This is a genomic window from Marinobacter persicus (genome assembly GCF_900114155.1).
GTDB classification, from domain to species: domain Bacteria; phylum Pseudomonadota; class Gammaproteobacteria; order Pseudomonadales; family Oleiphilaceae; genus Marinobacter; species Marinobacter persicus.
In genome coordinates, this window is sequence record NZ_FOSC01000003.1 from 147,707 (window position 1) to 164,546 (window position 16,840).

Here is a 16,840-nt window from a genome sequence, read left to right on the forward strand (position 1 = left end):
TTTCGCTACGTCCTACAACGGTGGCATCGGGCAATCCAGTTGGTCGGCAACCAGGCGCATCAGTTCGTATTCACGGATGCCAACCTGGCCGTCGTGCTCGATGCAGTGGCCGCAGGCGTCGAGTACGGCTGGTTTCAAAAGCGGGGAAAGATGGCTCAGGGTCTTCAGGGCGTAGCGCAAATCCTTGATTGACACCTTTGGCAAGGTGGCGTCCGGGCTTACCGCGCCGAAGCCGGCCATGGCCTCCCGATACAGCTTTCTGACGTCCTGCGGGTTGTCTGTGCCGGCTCGTGCAAAGACACCCAGGACCGTGGAGATGGCCGGCAATACCGCCTTGTAGGTGCGGTATTTCACCGACACGGCCCGCCCCGCATCGGCCGACAGGTGTCGGGACAAAAAGCTGGTCAGGGCCAGCTCGAACAGGCTCAGGCGCTGGTCGGCCACCACCAGTTTCCAGACATTGGCGGAAAGCTGCTTCCGTTCCTCCGCATCAAGTTTGCGCAGCGCCGGCATGGCCAGTTCCAGAACCGGAAAGCGTGCGCCCTCTCCCAGCGAGCGCAGGGTGGCAGTCAGTTTCCCCAGCATTTCGGGCTGCGGGCCCAGAAGCGGGTGCTCCGGCAGTTCTTCGTAGCGTTCACGCTGAACCGGGACAGGTAACGGCCAGAGTAACAGGGCATAGCACAGCTGGACCGCGCCGGTGCGGGTGTATAACAGGTTGCGAAAGGTGGAGGGTAGTTGCTTCAGCCACTGGATCGCATAGGCCTCGCTCTGCCGTGAGACGGTACCGACTTTTCCGGATACCTGGCCTCTGGTTCGGTTGATGCTCTGCCTGTCGGTGTGTTGTTCAGCCAGTTTAGTGGTGCCCGTGGGTCCGGCGACTGAACGCACCGTGTCCACCAGATTGACCGGTTCCGGCTCCCGGTGTTTCGGGGTCAGTTCCGAGGCTGGCATGGTGTCGCGCAACCGGCTTCGCAATCGCGCCATCAAGCCTGGCTGGATGGCGTCAATGCGTTTGTCGATGGGTGGGTGTGAGGCCAGCAGAGAGGTGAATTTCATACGGGCGGCTTCGCCGAAGCACATGTGGTTCATGTCGCTGGCGTGGCTGGTGCTGTCCAGGTAACCGCCCTTGATGCCGATTTTGTACAGGGCGCCGCCAATACCCTCGGGGTTGCGGGTGAACTGCACCGAAGAGGCATCGGCCAGCATTTCCCGCTGGCGTGACACGGCCGCCTGGATCAGTCGGCCGAAGAAGACGCCGACATAGCCAATCAGCAGCAGGGCGAGGCCTATCAGCCCCATGGCCGCCTGCGCCCGGCCATCGCGGTTTCCGCCAGTCAGGCGCCGGCTGGTGGACCGGTAGAATCCCGCCCGGACCAGAAACTGCCCGATCTGACCGATCATAAGAATACCGGCCAACAGGGCAATGAGCCGGACATTAATGCGCATGTCGCCGTTGAGAATATGGCTGAACTCGTGGGCGACCACGCCCTGCAGTTCGTCGCGGTCCAGTTCATCCAGGGTGCCACGGGTAACGACCATTACCGCTTCACCGGCATCATAGCCGGCGACAAAGGCATTTATTCCGGTCTCGTGATCCATCACGTAAAGATCGGGCACCGGAACGCCGCTGGCGATGGACATCTCCTCGACAATGTTGCGCAGGCGGCGCTCGTCCTGATGGGTGGTATCCGGTTCAATCAGGCGGGCTTTCACCATGTTGGCAACTCGGCTGCCACCGCCGGCCAGGTCCAGCCAGCGGACCAGGGAGCCAATGATAATGATGCCAATCACCGTGCTGGCGGTTATCAGCCCGTGGCTGGATAACAACCAGTGATGGAAGGGGGGACGTGTACCCTCGCCGAGGGTGACAAAGTAACCGACCAGGCAGACCGCCAGTGTGATCAGCGTGACCGCCGTCAGGAACAGGATGATCAGCAGGCCTGTGTTGCGCCGGGCGTGGGCCTGGCGTTCGAAAAAGCCGGGAGCGGCCATTTAACGGCTCCTCAGAAACTGACTTTCGGTGCCTGCCGCGCTTCCGGGCTTTCCAGTTGCAGTTGCGCCCGGTCCTTGAAGGCAAACAGGCCGGCGATGATGTTGTTGGGAAACTTCTCGCGGAAGGTGTTGTAGTGCATGACGCCGTCGTTATAGGCCTGGCGGGCGAACGACACCCGGTTTTCTGTCGAGGAGAGCTCTTCCATCAAGTCCTGAATGGTCTGGTCGGCTTTCAGGTCGGGGTAATTTTCCACCACGGCGTTGAAATTCGCCAGCGCCTTGCTCAGCATGTTTTCAGCGCCACCCAGGCGCTGCATCTTGCCGCTTTCACCGGGATCGCGGGCAGCGTCCCTCTGGGCGCTGACGGCGTTGTTGCGGGCGTCCATCACCTGGGTCAGGGTGGACTTCTCGTGTTCCATGTAGGCCTTGGCGGATTCCACCAGGTTCGGAATCAGGTCATGCCGGCGCTGCAGTTGCACATCTATCTGGGCGAAGCCGTTTTTGTACTGGTTCCGCAGGGACACCAGTTTGTTGTAGATAACCACAAGGTAAATAACAACAGCGGCAATGACGGCTAAACCGATAAGGGTGCTTTCCATGGTATTTCCCTGTTCAGATTGTGTTCAGTGTTTATTATCCACGGTATGGCCGTGGAATGTTTTGACGAACCTCTCGAACTCCCGGGCAATCGCTGGCTTGCTGTAGTAGTAACCCTGGCCAATCTGGCAGCCGCGCTCGTTCAGGTAGGTGGCCTGTTCGGCGGTTTCCACGCCTTCGGCGATGACGGTGAGGTTCAGGCTTTTGCCCAGATCGATGATGGTGTTGGCAATGCGGGTGTCTTCTTCATTGTTCAGCAAATCCCGGACAAACTGCTGGTCGATTTTCAGATACTGTACCGGCATCTGCTTGAGGTAGGTGAGAGATGAGTAGCCGGTGCCGAAATCGTCAACCGCGACGCTGATGCCGGCACGGCGCAGTTTGTGCAGTTTGTCGACCGCATCTTTCATGTTGGTCATGAAGCTGGTTTCGGTGACTTCCAGTTCCAGTTGGCCGGGGGTGAGCTTGTTGCGCTTCAGGGTGTCCAGGATGTCTTCCACGATCGACTCCTGGCGCAGCTGGATCGCCGACAGGTTGACAGCTATGCGTATGGGCATGCCTTCCCGGCTCCAGTGTGCGGCCTGCCAGCAGGCCTGGTCCAGCACCCACTGGCCGATTTCCACAATCGCGCCATTGGCTTCGGCGATCGGAATGAATTTATCCGGTGGTATCAGGCCCTTTTCCGGATGCTGCCAGCGCAGCAGTGCTTCGGCGCCGACCACCCGTTGACTCGATAAGTGGATCTGCGGCTGATAAACCACAAACAGTTCGTGATTGGGCAGGGCCAGGGACAGGTCTTTTTCCAGGTGTTTGCGTTCGCGAATGTCCTGGTCGATGCTGGCGACAAAGAACTGGAAATGGTTTCGTCCTACCTGCTTGGCCAGGGCCATGGTCTGTTCCGCGCTCTGCAGCAGGCGCTCGCCGTCGCCGGAATCCGACGGATAGAGCGCAATGCCGATGGTGGCACTCATGGACACGCGGTGCTTACCAGCGTTGATGGGCGTGGAGAAACTGGCCAGCACTTTCTCGGCGGTTTCAGCTGCTTCGAACCCGTCGCGCAGGCGCTTTTCGACAATCACGAACTGGTCGCTCCCCAGGCGGGCTATCATGAAACGCTCGGATGACAGGTTGGCGGTCAGTCGGCTGGCAACGGTTTGCAGAATCTGATCACCGGTGCGGAAACCGCATTGCTCGTTGATGGATTTGAAATCATCGATACCGCAGACCAGCAGCGCCATGGAGGCGGATTCGGCGGCTGCTTTCTCAATCTCTTCCTTGAGATTGTCCATGAAAGTGTCCCGGCTGGGCAGGTTGGTCAACTGGTCGTATCGGGTCAGCCGGGAGGCGCGATTTTCCGCTTCCTGGTGTTTCTCCTGGCTGTCGGCAATGGCGATCAGCAGGTTGTTGGTGGTGTTGACCCACAACCCCAGCTCATCGGCATGATGGCCGGACGGGATGGAGATCAGGCGGTCGTCGGGTCTTTCCGGGTCCACCTTGCGAACCGAGCTGACAATGCGCAACAGCGGCCGGGTAAGCAGCAGGTAGAAAACGAAATACAGCACAATGCCAAGAATCAGTGCCAGGGCAATGCCGGAGCTGAAGGTGGTCACGGTGCGGTTCAGCCAGAGCAGGGCGTAAGGGGCGGTGTCGTAATAGATGTCCAGGTAGCCGTAAATTTCGCCGGGGCGGGTGCTGAGTGTCAGGGTCTCATGGTAACGACGGGTGGTGTCGAAAATCGGGTCGGTTACCGGACGAAACGCACCGTGCTGCAGCGGCCGTTCCCGGCTGGCCAGCACTTCGCCGTCCGGGTGGGTAATGCGTACCTGTTGAATGGCCTCCAGGGCAAACAGGCCATCGACCACCTGCCGAGCCAGTACCTGGTCAATGCTGAAGGCGGCCTGGGTGGCGGCATCGCGAACCATGGTGACGGTCTGGTCCGCCTGTTTTTCCAGCTCCGCGGAGACACGCCGGGCGTCGATCGCCACCTGGACGGTACTGACCAGTACACCGCCAAGCAGGGCGATCAGCAAGATCCAGCGAAAAATCCGGTAGCCGAGCCGGTGTTCCACTTTAAAGGTTCTAGGCATTCCTGCGTTCTTGTTTCATGGTTCGGATTGTCGGCCGCGTTTTGCAAGGCAAAGAGGCAAAAATTGGCTGGGCCAAATTTGACCAATGTTAAGATTATCATGTGAGTAAGTCACAAAGTATGGCTGAAAACCGTTGCAAGTCTATGAAGACAAGTCAATTTTTTCGACCTGTACAAAAAAATACCCGCCTCGGCGGCGCCGGGCGGGTATTTCTGACCGGACAGCAGAAGCTGTCGTGGGGTCGGTTCTGGTGGTTTACGCCAGGTTTTCGTTAACGAAATCCCAGTTAACCAGGTTCCAGAATGCCTCCAGGTAGTTCGGACGGCTGTTCCGGTAGTCGATGTAGTAGGCGTGCTCCCACACATCCACGGTCAGAACCGGCTTGTCTTCGCCAGTCAGCGGCGTTTCGGCGTTGCTGGTGTTGACGATGGCAACGCTGCCGTCGGCCTTCTTGACCAGCCAGGTCCAGCCGGAACCGAAGTTGTTGGCGGCCTTATCGTTGAACTCTTTCTTGAATTCTTCGAAAGAGCCGAAGGCTTTCTCGATGGCTTCCTTGGCTGCGCCAGTCGGCTCACCGCCACCGTTCGGGCTCAGGCAGTGCCAGTAGAAGGTGTGGTTCCAAACCTGGGCGGCGTTGTTGAACAGCGGGCCACTGGCGCTCTTGATGATCTCTTCGAGAGATTTGTTGGCGTTGTCAGTGCCTTCGATCAGGCCGTTGAGCTTGGTTACGTAGGTGTTGTGGTGCTTGCCGTAATGGTATTCCAGGGTTTCCTGGGAAATGTGCGGTTCCAGTGCGTTTTTTTCGTACGGCAATGCGGGAAGTTCAAATGCCATGAGGTCGTTCTCCCTGTCTCTCTGTTTTCGTGAATGTACGTATCAGCAATATAGGGTCAGTTTGAGCCAAATCAACCCTTTGTTTCTAATTTGCTGTTAATGAGCTTTCGAACTCCGGGCAGCCGGGCAGAAACTGGGCGCAATTTTTCACACGCCAGACCAGTTCTTCGTAACTGTCAGCCAGAATATTCACATGGCCGAGTTTGCGGCCCGGCCGTTCGCCCTTGTTGTACAGGTGTACATGAGCGTAGGGCAGTTCCAGTATCCGTTCAATGTCGCCGTGCTCGCCGATGATGTTGATCATGCAACTGACACCCCGTGCGGCCACATTACCCAGCGGGTGGCCGCTGACGGCGCGGATGTGGTTTTCGAACTGGCTGGTCATGGCGCCTTCGATGGTCCAGTGCCCGGAATTGTGAACCCGGGGGGCCATTTCATTGGCCATCAGGCCTTCGGGTGTTTCGAACAGCTCGAGGGTTAATACGCCCACATAGTTCAGTTCGTTCAGCAGGGATTTGATGTAATCTTCGGCGTCGGCCTGAATGTGGGGCTGCAGTTGTGGTGCCGGGGCGATGGAATAGCGCAGGATGCCCTCGTGGTGGATGTTTTCCGCCATGGGGTAGAAGGCCAGTTCGCCGTCCTCGGCGCGCACGGCAATGATGGAGACTTCACGGGTGAAGTTGACAAACTTTTCCACGATTACCCGGGGGTGGCCGATGCTGTCCCAGGCCTGGACCGCGTCGTCCGGGCTTTTCAGTACCGCCTGGCCCTTGCCGTCATAGCCTTCGGTGACGGATTTGGCGACCACCGGGCAGCCGAGTTCTTCGGCGGCCGCTTTCAGGCCTTCAGCGCTGTCGGCGATTTGCCACTGGGGGGTGGGGATGCCCAGGCGGCCGAACAGGGTCTTTTCGGCTTCGCGGTTCTGGCAGACTGCCAGGGCGCGGGGGCAGGGGTGTACCGGTTTGTGTTGTGCCAGTTTTTCGGCCACGTCGACCGGCAGGTGTTCGAATTCGTAGGTGACCCGGTCAACTTTGGCGAGGAAGTCGTCCAGTTGTTTGCCTTCGGGGTCAACGATGGTCTCGCCGATGCCGGCGCTGGGGCTGCCAGACATGTCGTAGAAGACAAAATCCTTGGCCAGCGGGTAGCCTGCGAGGGCGAGCATGCGGCCGAGTTGGCCTGCGCCTAGTACGCCAATTTTCATGTGAGCTCTCCTGCCTTTTAGCTTCGGGCGTAAGAGCAGGTCTGGCAGGGCTTTCCAAAACACGCTCCTTGCGGCACGTCCCTGTGTCGCTTGAGCTCCGCCTTCCCTGGCTCCGCACAGTTTTGGAAAGCCCTGCCAGACCTGCTCTGCCAACTACGGAGTTTTACTGTTGATCTCTTGGATCAGGATTATCCAGAACGCTCTGTGTTTGTGCTGCGCGGAACTCATCGATCTTTTTCTGCAGGGCGCTGTCAGCCGTTCCCAGGATCTGTGCGGCCAGCAATCCGGCGTTTTTGGCGCCGGCGTTGCCAATGGCCAGTGTGCCGACGGCGACGCCACCGGGCATCTGGGCGATGGACAGCAGGGAATCCAGGCCGTTCAGTGCCTTGGACTGCACAGGAACACCCAGAACCGGCAGCGAGGTCTGGGACGCCACCATGCCCGGCAGATGAGCCGCGCCGCCAGCGCCTGCGATGATGACTTTCAGGCCACGTTCGGCTGCGGTTTTGGCGTAGTCAAACAGCAGGTCCGGGGTACGGTGGGCAGAGACGACCCGGGTTTCGTAGGGCACACTGAGTTTTTCCAGCATGTCGGCGGCGTGTTCCATGGTGGGCCAGTCTGATTTGGAGCCCATGATCAGTCCTACAAGCGGCTGCATATGCAACGTCCTGAGAAGATAATTGGAAAGCCGGCCATTGTATGTGCTGGGTATGGGGCGTGCAACTTTGGGCTGTTTGATCGCCATGTAATTTAAGCCCTGGCGGGTTGCAGGTATGATCGGGCCCATTAACCAGAAACTTCGGGAGTGCAGATGGAACCCATTCGTCCGGACGATGATGAATTAAGAGCTGAAGCACCGGTGGCCGCGGATAACCGCCATCGGACGACGGAACCCGGGAAAAAAAGAGCGGCGGGGGGCGCCGGCGGCGGTTCCGGTCGGTTAAAAAAGCCGTCGGGTTCTTCCGGTAACGGTTCGAAAGGCGGAGGAGTTCTGTGGCTGTGGTTACTGCTTGTGGTGGTGGCTGTGGGGGCTGGCGCCGGGTGGTATGTGCAGAATGAGCGGATGAGCGCGCTTCAGGTCCAGTTGCAGGAAACCGAGGAATGGGCGCGTCAGAGCAAGCTGGCGTTGGCGCGTTTCGAGGGAGACCTTTCGGAAACCGGCGAGTCGTTGCAGGAGCGCGGGTCGTCTCTGGAGGATCAGATTGCCGCGCAGGGTGAGCGTCTGGATACCGCGGACAGTGAAATCCGCAAGCTCTGGGCCATTGCCAATGAGCGCAATAAGGATCGGCTGGATGAACATGAACAGCGGCTTGCCGGGTTGGACAAGCAGCTGGCGGAGTCCGGTAAAAACGTCACGGACCTGGAGGCGACTCTGGCGCAGGCTCGTTCGTCCCTGCAGGGTGATGTGCAGCAGCTTGACCAACGTCTGACGGATGAGGTGTCGGCCCTGGGGCGGGCGAGTCAGGAAAACGCGAGTCAGCTTGAAACCGTGCAAGAGCAGTTGGCGGGCGTGGATGAGCAGGTGGATCGTCGTCTCCAGCGTTTTCAGAGGGAACAGAAGCTCACCCTGGATGGTCTGGACAGCCGGATTGCCGCGCTGGAGCAAGAAGTGGATGCCATGGCCGGTAACAAGCAGTTGGACGAGCTTCGCGGTGAGTTGGATGAGTTGCGGGAGACGGTCGAAGCGATTGACGCGTCGCGCTCGCAACTGACCTCGCGCCTGGTGCGTTTGTCCGAAGAGGTCAATCAGTTGCGTTCGCGGTGAGCGCTGGTTGCTGTCTGACCAACTGGCGGCCGTTTTGAATAAAAAGTGTCCGAATTTTAGTGTCTTGGCAAAAACTTTGGTTTTTTTGGGCAAAACGTTTGACACAGCCGGGGAAATGCTTAAAATGCGCTCCCACTTGAGTTGAGACAGCAACGCTGCAAGCGGGTGGTTAGCTCAGCTGGGAGAGCATCGCCCTTACAAGGCGAGGGTCGCAGGTTCGATCCCTGCACCACCCACCAAACTCAAGTCTGCGGAGCGGTAGTTCAGTTGGTTAGAATACCGGCCTGTCACGCCGGGGGTCGCGGGTTCGAGTCCCGTCCGCTCCGCCATTTTCCCAGGGTGGTTAGCTCAGCTGGGAGAGCATCGCCCTTACAAGGCGAGGGTCGCAGGTTCGATCCCTGCACCACCCACCAGATTCAAAAAGCAGATCCGACAGGGTCTGCTTTTTTTATGTCTGTTTTATACCTGCCTGTTTATTTGCTTCATTTGTTATTGTTAGAACTCCACTCTCTTGTTCGGGCGTTTCTGCATGGCGTTGATCCGCTTTTCCACTGTTACCGCGGTGTTGGCCACGGCTGCATTCTTGGCGGTGATGCCACTGATGGTGCAAGCCAGCCAGGTTCTGGTGGAGGTTGAAGGTGATTATGATGCGCTGGAAAACAATGCCCGGATTTTTGTTGGCGATGTTGACGGTCGCAGTGCCGATGGGTTGCGCCGTTACTGGCCGGTGGCTGAAAAGCAAGTGCGTGATGCGCTCAGGGCACTGGGTTATTACCGACCGGATATGAGCTGGCAAATCAGCGAGCCGGAAGGTGAACCCGCCAGGCTTGAGATTACCGTTGAGCCGGGCGAGCCGGTAAAAGTGCGTTCACGTACTGTGGTGATTGACGGCCCGCCCGGTGCAGAGGCGGATCTGAGCCCTTATGTCCCGGATGTGCTCCAGCCTGGCGATGTGCTCCACCATGGACAGTATGATTCGTTGCATACGGCGATTGCCAACCGGGCCAGCCGCCTGGGTTATTTTGATGGTACGTTTGTCACCCGCCGGCTATTTGTTGATCCTTCGGAAAATGCGGCCGATATTGCCCTGCATTATCGCAGCGGTGAGCGGTATCGGCTGGGACAGGTCAGGTTTGTGGAAGGCCATGGCTTTGATGAGGCGTTGCTGGATGGGTTTGTAACTCTGGAGCCGGGTGAGCCCTTCCGGGCTGATAAAATCGCCAGATTCAGCAGTGATCTTTCCAATAGCGGCTACTTTTCCGGTGTCGACGTGGATGCCGCGCCCGCCAGCGCCGAAAACGGCGTGATTCCTGTCACCGTGTCCCTTACTCCCCGCAAACCACGTTCGGTATCGGCCGGTGTGGGCTTTTCCACGGACGTGGGGCCGCGTGTACGCGGCAACTGGCGGGAGCATTACATCAATCCCGAAGGCCATCGCCGTGGCGCTGACACAGAGCTTTCGGAGCTGCGTCAGAACATCAGTGGCTGGTACGAGTGGCCGCTGGATCCACCGATGACGGACTCCATCCGCCTGGGTGGCGGTTATCAGAGAGAACATGTGGAGGATGTGGAAACCGAGAGGCTGACTCTGGGTCAGCAGTGGCGTCACCAGTTGAATAATGGCTGGACGCAGGTCCTGGGGATTCGCTGGGAGGGCGAGCGGTATCGAATTGGTGAAGAGCAGCCCAATACCTCCAGCCTGTTATTGCCGGGCGTCAGCTATTCCCGCCTGCAAGCAAACGAGCCGCTGGACCCGTCGCGCGGATACCGTCTTCAGGTAGATGTTGCCGGCGCCCATCGGGCGCTGTTGTCTGATGCGGATGTCCTGCATGTCAACGTTCTGGCCAAGGGGCTCTATACTCTGGCGGACAACCATCGCTTCCTGGCCCGCTTCAATTTCGGTGGTGTGGCCACCAACAGTTTCTCCGATGTGCCACCGTCACTCCGGTTCTTTGCCGGGGGTGACCAGAGCGTTCGTGGCTATGGTTATGAAACGCTGTCGCCCAAGGACGAAGATGGGGTGTCGGTCGGCGGGCGTTACCTGCTTGTGGGCAGTGCCGAGTATCAGTATGAATTCACCGAAAACTGGCGTGTGGCGGCCTTTGTCGACCGGGGCAATGCGGTCGACGATGTGTTTGACCGCCTGGCCACCGGCGCTGGTGTCGGATTGCGCTGGGTCAGCCCGGTCGGCCCCCTGAGGCTGGACGTGGCCAGGGGGCTGGATGATGAGTTTGGTGGTGGCTGGCGCATTCACTTCTCAATGGGGCCTGAATTGTGAGTGAGCAAACCGAAAAACAGGGGGCGGAAAACGCGCCAGCCGAGTCTCCGGCCCACCGGCCCCGCCACCCTTTGCGCTGGTTTGTATCCGCGTTGGTGGTCTTGTGCTTGTTGGTGGTGCTGGTTTTGGCCGCCGTATGGGCACTGCTTCGCTCTGACACGGGCACCGCCTGGCTGATCGACCGGATCCCTGGCCTGGAAACAGAGCAGGCTTCCGGTTCATTGTTGGGTGAGTGGCAGGCTCAACGTATTGAGTGGCGGGGCTATGGCGTGGCTGTGGTGGTGCGGGATCCCGCCGTCGCCTGGTCGCCTGGGTGCCTGTTCCGGAAAAGCCTGTGCCTGGATCGGCTTCACTCCGGTGCCATCCGTGTCGAGGTGCAGCCATCAACGGAGGAAGCGTCGGCCAGAGCGGACGAGCTGGAGTTGCCAGACATCCACCTGCCGCTGGAGGTTGTTCTGGCCGACGTACAGTTGGGTGCCCTGACCGTTAATGGCGCACAAGTCTGGGATCGGCTGACAGCCTCTGCCCGCGGCTCCGGTGCCGACATGACGCTTGAGCGGGCAAGCTACCGGCTTGATGATGTTCAGGTCACCGCCGAAGGCCGGGTAACCATGCGCCGGGATTGGCCGCTGAATGCGGATGTTGCGGTTTCGTTACCACCGCCGTCCGGCGAGCATTGGCAAATTAGCGCCAATCTTGCCGGAAGCGTGCGGGATCTGAATGTTTCCGGGCGCAGCAATGGTTATCTGAATGCCCGGTTCAGCGGAGCTGTCCGGCCACTTGAACCGTCATTGCCGGTGCGGCTTGAGCTGCAAACACCGGAGTTTCTGGCGGACCCGTCCCTGCCCGAAACCCTGACTGTCAAGGACGGGCGGGTGTCTGTGCGCGGGGCACTGGCGGATGGTTTCCGTGCCGAATTGAAGGCCCTGTTACCGGGTACAACCGGCAACATGGAAGTGTCCGCAAAAGGCCACGTGACAACCGACGGTGTCGATGATGCTGAGCTGAGGCTGACCGGGCCGGAGGATGCGGGTGAACAGGAACCCGGGCAGCTGGTGGTCGCGGGGGCGGTTTCCTGGGCGGATGGGGTCAGTGCCGATGCAGACCTTAACCTGCAGCGGTTTCCCTGGTATGCGCTCCTGCCGGACATGGGGGAGCCGCCGGTTGTCCTGGAGCAACTGCGGGGTAGCGCAACCTATGCCAACGGTGATTATAGCGCGAACCTGAACGGCGCATTGCAAGGGCCCCACGGCCCGGCAGATTTTTCAGCCACGGTGCGGGGCGATCATGAGTTCGTGCGGGTAGAGGATCTCCTGATTACCGCAGGTGACAACCGGATTGCCGGTAGCGGCGAATACGGTGAGGGCATTCGGGCCGATTTGCAGGTCAGCTTGCCGGACCCGCAGCGCCTGTTGCCCGGTCTTGACGGTGAGCTGTTTGCCGATTTGCAACTTGAAGGCAGTGTTGGTGATCCCACCGGCCGCCTGTCCCTGCAAGCGGCCGACCTGTCGTGGCGGGATCAGCTGTCTTTGGCCAGCGCCAACTTGCGGGCCGATCTTGCCAGTGGGTTACGGGTGTCCTCCAGGCTGTCAGCCCAAACGTTGATGGTTGGCGACCAGCAAGTACAGGCGATTGAAGCGGAGCTGGACGGCAACCGGGCGCAACATCGGCTGACACTGCAGCTGAGTCATCAGGAAGGCACGGCCTCGCTGGATGTGGCTGGCGGCTTTCCTGAACGTGGCGAGCAGCTTTGGCGGGGCATGCTTGATGACGGCGAACTGGATATCCCGGGCATTGAGCAGACCTGGCGAATGCGGCGCCCGGCCACCCTGGCGATCAGTGACCAGGGCCAGGTTGACCTGGGTGGCCACTGCTGGGACTGGCAGCAAAGCGCTATTTGCACCCGGGATCAACGCCTGTGGCCTGAGCCGGAACTGGCGCTGCAAATTGACCAGTTCCCCGCCGCTTCTCTGGCGCTGCTGCTCCCTGACACCGTTCGCTGGGACGCATCGATCGATGCGGAGGTAAACGTGACCATGACCCAGGCCGGGCCTGAGGGCAGGATTCGCGTGGATGCGGGTAATGGTGGGTTCGAAGTTCTGGCGGTGGATCAGTGGCACCGCCTGGCGCATCAGCGCCTGGATCTGATTCTGGATCTTGGTCCTGACCGGGCCGACCTTGCCATTGCCATTGAGGGGCCGAAATTGGGGGTGTTGAGCGCGGACCTGGCGATCGATCCCATGGCGGAAAGCCAGCCTGTCGAGGGTCGCTTCAGTCTGAGTGAGCTGGACTTGTCGCTGCTGCAGGGAGTCTTGGGGCTGGAGGACGTGCAGGGTCGGGTGAATGGCGCCGGGCGCCTGTCCGGGCCTTTGAAGAATCCGGAAGTGTTTGGAGAGCTGGTACTCACCAGGGGCCGTTTCTTCGATCCAACGCTGCCATTACCCATGGAGGATGTGGTTGTGGCGTTGCAGTTTGGTGGGCGCCATGCCGATATCAGTGGCCGCTGGCAAAGTAATGACCGCAGCTACGGCCAGCTCGACGGGCGCCTTGACTGGGCGGCGGAACCGCAACTGGCTTTGAAGGTCACTGGTGAGCGATTGCCAGTGAGTTACGAACCCTACGCCCATTTGGAAATTGAGCCGGATCTGGATATCGCCTTCCGAGCCGGTGAGCTTTCGGTGACCGGCGAGGTGGCGGTACCACGAGGTGACATCCGTGTACGTGAGTTGCCGGAATCGGCGGTTCGGGTTTCCGGGGACGAGATGATTGTCGGTGTTGAGAGGCCGGAGCCCGCGGTGCGCAGCATGCCCATGGACGTCACCCTGGTGGTCGGGCAGGACCGTGTTACGTTTGATGCGTTCGGTGTCACCGGCGACCTTGAGGGCACGCTTCGTATTGGCAACAACATGGACACCCGGGGCGTCCTGCAACTGGTGAATGGTCAATATCAGGAATTTGGCCAGGACCTGGCGTTGCGCCGGGCGCGCATCCAGTTTATCGGCCCTTTGACTGAGCCCTATCTGGATGTCGAGGCAATCCGCACCGTCGATACCGTGGTTGCCGGTATCCGTCTGACCGGGCCGGTCAGCGCGCCGGAAACCGAGGTGTTTTCCGAACCACCCATGCCACAAGCCGATGCGCTGTCGTATCTGGTATTGGGCCGCCCGCCGGGTGCCGGACAGGGCGGCGATGGCCAGCTTGCCACCGCGGCGATCTCGTTGGGCCTCACCCAGGCCAGCAAAGTGACGCAGGGGCTGGGCAATGAACTGGGGATTCAGGAATTGACGCTGGAAACCGAGGGTTCCGGTGATCAGGCCTCGGTCGTGGCCAGTGGGTACATTACCGACGAACTCAGCCTGCGCTATGGCGTCGGCATTTTTGAGCCCATCACCACCGTGGCCCTGCGCTATGAGCTGGGCCGGTATTTTTATCTGGAAGCAGCCAGTGGACTGGCTGCATCTCTGGATATCTTCTACACGCGGGATTTCTGAATCAGTCCAGCTCGAATGTGGCGCTGATGGTGGCGCTTATCTCCCGTGGTCCGACACTGGTAATCGGGTCGGACGCCTCGGCGGCCTGTGCCCGCATCATGGGCATGGGTCGATGGCTGTTATCCAGGCTGACGGACACCACATCACCGCAGGTTTGCCCGAACTGTTCGGCGGCAAACGCACAGCGTTTGCGGGCATCCTCGATGGCTTTGGCCAGGGCCTGGTTTTCCAGTTCGTCTTCGTTGGAGTGGAAAAACTGGTGGGCGCCCAGGTGGTACTGAAGACCAATGGACTGGGCCTTTTCGATCAACGGATTAAGCAGCTCCAGATCACGGATGCTGAAGCTGACTGTCTGGCTGGCCACAGCCCGTGTCTCCGGCGATTCGTTGTTGTTCCGGTCGGGCACCGGCCGGCTGTACAGGCTGATGGCTGCATCGCTGTACTCTTCAAGGTCGTTGCGCCAGGGCCTGATGGCTTCGCGCCACTGCTGCATGGCTTCAGCCACCTTCCTTGAGGCCTGCTCCGGCTCTGCATGTTCGGCACTGGCGGTGAATTGCAGGCGGGCGCTGTCAGGTGTGTACTGAACCGTTCCTTCAACGGTAAGGCTGAGCTCGCCGGCGGCCACCGTTTGCGGCAAGAGGGTGGCTGAGGCCAGGCCGGCTGCCATGGCAATGGTTTTCAGAGGCAGGTTCATGGTCACTTTCCTTGCAGGTTGATAGCAGATTGACGCCGCTTCAGGCGTTCGAGCTTGCGGGCGCGCGCGGCATGGACGAAATGGCTGAAAATCCGCCGATGGCCAGCGTGGTACAGCAGGTACTCCGGATGCCACTGGATCCCCATCAGCCACTGCTTGCCGGTGTTTTCGATAGCCTGGACAAACAGGTCGTTATCCAGCCCGGTTACCCGTAAATTTCTCCCGAGCCGCTTGATCGCCTGGCTGTGGATGCGGTTGGCGCCAATCACCGTATGATGCATCAGACGGCCGATCCGGCTGTCGTGTACCAGGTGCACGGTTTGCAGGGGCAGCAGCAATGGCCGGTGGCGGGTTTTATTGCGCAATGGCGTCACATTCTGGCACAGGGTGCCGCCGTGAAAGACGTTGATGAACTGGGCACCCCGGCAAATGCCCAGTACCGGAATATTGAGTGCTTCGGCCTGTTGTAACAGGGCGTAATCGGTGCGGTCCCGTTTGGGGTCGTAGCTGGCGGTGACCTGAGGCTCTTGGCCGTAGCGCCCGGGATGAACATGCGTTCCTCCGGATAACACCAGGCCGTCGAGCAAGGTCACATCAATCTGGCTGCCGGGGCGGATGTAATGGGTACGGGCGCCGTGCAGGCGCAGGCCCAGGTTGATCAGCCGCTGGGCGGTGCCGAAGCGCCGGGGGCCGCTGATGCCTATGGTCAGGCCGGGGTTTTCCGGGATGTCAGTCAGTTCAGACATAGCCTTTCCGTTCGAGCCATCGGGCAGTGGTTTCCCGCCAGGAGTGGGTCAGGTTGTGGAAGCTGAACGTGCGGGCCTGATGATACAGCTGGCGCAGTTCTTCCAGATGCTCCGGGCGGTTGGCAATGTCATCTACGATGGTCCAGTCGTTCCAGACCGATGAAAAGTGCCAGTTCCGGTTGCCGATATCGCAATCCGGTAGCCGGTAATGCAGGGTTGGCCGGCTTTTGATCCTTGGATCCTTAACGTGGCGTTCAAGCAGGGGCTTGTCCAGATGGGCGAATAGCGGCAGCAGATCCAGGGCCCGGTTGCGGGTGGGGTTGTGGTGCAGGTAATCGTTCATCAGTTGCTGAAGATCGGGTGTGTAATCTTCGGCCAGCAACAACTGGGCGTACGAACTGCTCCACGGCTCGATGTAGGGCGTGAATTTGCGGCTGATATCCAGCTGATGATGATGCTTAAGCCAATCATAAAGTGCGGCAAAGGTCTGCAGGTAACTCAGTATGGTGTTGGTCTTCAAGTCCGGCAGTTCCGGATTCAACTGAAGGCCGAAGGCAAAGTAAATGGCCTCCCGGCTGCCCTGGGCGCCTTCCTTGTGTAACTCATCGACCAGGGATTCGATGGCTGGCAATCGGGATAAGGGTAACGGCGGGGCGACGATTTCCAGCGGCACCACTTTTTCCGCCGCCGAGTCGATCATGGTCATGGCGTGAGTGCCCAGATCACGCAGCGACTGGGGCAACCGGTCATCGTCCAGGTCCAGCTGTTTGATCGGGTCGGCGTCCAGTTCAATGGTGTAGGTGCCATCTGTGGTTTCGACTTCACTGACATACCGGGAGGCGAGTCTCGCTTCGCCACCCAGCAGCCTGGCGACATGGCCAACCAGGGTGTTGTAGCTCAGCCCGGAGAGCTCGATCTCCACGCCGACTTTTCGTTCCTCACCATCCCCTGTGTGTGTAACGACGGGCATTCGGCAGCGTTCAGATGCGTTCATCAGTGGTATCCGGTGGAAGTGGTTTAATTACCTTACCATAGCTGTTTTCAGACGATGGCTTTTGGTCATTTTCCCCCTTTCGCGCAATACCGGGGAAGTCCGGGCTTTACACTGGATAAAACACTGTATATAGTCAGTTTACTGTATATAAAACCAGGAAC

Annotated in this window: 12 protein-coding genes and 3 tRNA genes; 6 read left to right on the forward strand and 9 right to left on the reverse strand. The window is 59.5% G+C overall.

Features of this window, described 5'->3' with window-relative positions:
• Positions 1–12 precede the first annotated feature (12 nt).
• From BMZ63_RS04340 to purE, 6 genes are all read right to left on the reverse strand, one after another.
• The gene (locus BMZ63_RS04340; RefSeq protein ID WP_091702153.1) at positions 13–1,992 is read right to left on the reverse strand and encodes a M48 family metallopeptidase; all 1,980 of its coding nucleotides are present in this window, start codon (positions 1,990–1,992) and stop codon (positions 13–15) included.
• 11 nt (positions 1,993–2,003) lie between these two features.
• Complete coding sequence (locus BMZ63_RS04345; protein ID WP_091702156.1) at positions 2,004–2,591, reverse strand: LemA family protein; 588 nt, start codon at positions 2,589–2,591, stop codon at positions 2,004–2,006.
• A gap of 24 nt (positions 2,592–2,615) precedes the next feature.
• A complete protein-coding gene (locus tag BMZ63_RS04350; protein ID WP_091702157.1) occupies positions 2,616–4,676 on the reverse strand; it encodes a putative bifunctional diguanylate cyclase/phosphodiesterase in 2,061 nt (686 codons plus the stop codon).
• Between the two features lie 255 nt (positions 4,677–4,931).
• Positions 4,932–5,510, reverse strand: a complete 579-nt coding sequence (gene sodB / locus BMZ63_RS04355; RefSeq protein ID WP_091702160.1) for a superoxide dismutase [Fe] — start codon at positions 5,508–5,510, stop codon at positions 4,932–4,934.
• 85 nt (positions 5,511–5,595) lie between these two features.
• Positions 5,596–6,711, reverse strand: coding sequence for a 5-(carboxyamino)imidazole ribonucleotide synthase (locus BMZ63_RS04360; RefSeq protein WP_091702163.1), 1,116 nt, complete (start codon positions 6,709–6,711; stop codon positions 5,596–5,598).
• Positions 6,712–6,874: 163 nt separating this feature from the next.
• Positions 6,875–7,369, reverse strand: a complete 495-nt coding sequence (purE, locus tag BMZ63_RS04365) for a 5-(carboxyamino)imidazole ribonucleotide mutase (RefSeq protein WP_091702166.1) — start codon at positions 7,367–7,369, stop codon at positions 6,875–6,877.
• 153 nt (positions 7,370–7,522) lie between these two features.
• On the opposite strand from purE, the gene BMZ63_RS04370 reads away from it, so the two are divergent.
• From BMZ63_RS04370 to BMZ63_RS04395, 6 genes are all read left to right on the forward strand, one after another.
• A complete protein-coding gene (locus tag BMZ63_RS04370) occupies positions 7,523–8,476 on the forward strand; it encodes a hypothetical protein (RefSeq protein WP_091702521.1) in 954 nt (317 codons plus the stop codon).
• A gap of 163 nt (positions 8,477–8,639) precedes the next feature.
• Positions 8,640–8,715, forward strand: a tRNA-Val gene (locus tag BMZ63_RS04375).
• A 13-nt stretch (positions 8,716–8,728) separates the two neighbouring features.
• A tRNA-Asp gene (locus BMZ63_RS04380) sits at positions 8,729–8,805 on the forward strand.
• Positions 8,806–8,813: 8 nt separating this feature from the next.
• Positions 8,814–8,889, forward strand: a tRNA-Val gene (locus BMZ63_RS04385).
• Positions 8,890–9,005: 116 nt separating this feature from the next.
• On the forward strand, positions 9,006–10,754 hold the full coding sequence (locus BMZ63_RS04390) for an autotransporter assembly complex protein TamA (RefSeq protein ID WP_177187026.1): 1,749 nt from the start codon (positions 9,006–9,008) through the stop codon (positions 10,752–10,754).
• Positions 10,751–14,245, forward strand: a complete 3,495-nt coding sequence (locus BMZ63_RS04395; protein ID WP_227663514.1) for a translocation/assembly module TamB domain-containing protein — start codon at positions 10,751–10,753, stop codon at positions 14,243–14,245. The genes BMZ63_RS04390 and BMZ63_RS04395 overlap by 4 nt, the downstream gene beginning before the upstream one ends.
• Before the next feature lies 1 nt (position 14,246).
• On the opposite strand, the gene BMZ63_RS04400 is transcribed toward BMZ63_RS04395, so the two are convergent.
• The 3 genes from BMZ63_RS04400 to BMZ63_RS04410 are packed head-to-tail and all read right to left on the reverse strand — an operon-like array spanning position 14,247 to position 16,679.
• A complete protein-coding gene (locus tag BMZ63_RS04400) occupies positions 14,247–14,939 on the reverse strand; it encodes an SIMPL domain-containing protein (RefSeq protein WP_091702171.1) in 693 nt (230 codons plus the stop codon).
• 2 nt (positions 14,940–14,941) lie between these two features.
• Positions 14,942–15,685 carry a gamma-glutamyl-gamma-aminobutyrate hydrolase family protein gene (locus BMZ63_RS04405; RefSeq protein ID WP_091702173.1) on the reverse strand — a complete coding sequence of 248 codons (744 nt, stop codon included), beginning with the start codon at positions 15,683–15,685 and terminating at the stop codon, positions 14,942–14,944.
• Positions 15,678–16,679, reverse strand: coding sequence for an amidoligase family protein (locus BMZ63_RS04410; RefSeq protein WP_091702176.1), 1,002 nt, complete (start codon positions 16,677–16,679; stop codon positions 15,678–15,680). Before BMZ63_RS04410 ends, BMZ63_RS04405 begins: the two co-directional genes overlap by 8 nt.
• Positions 16,680–16,840 lie beyond the last annotated feature (161 nt).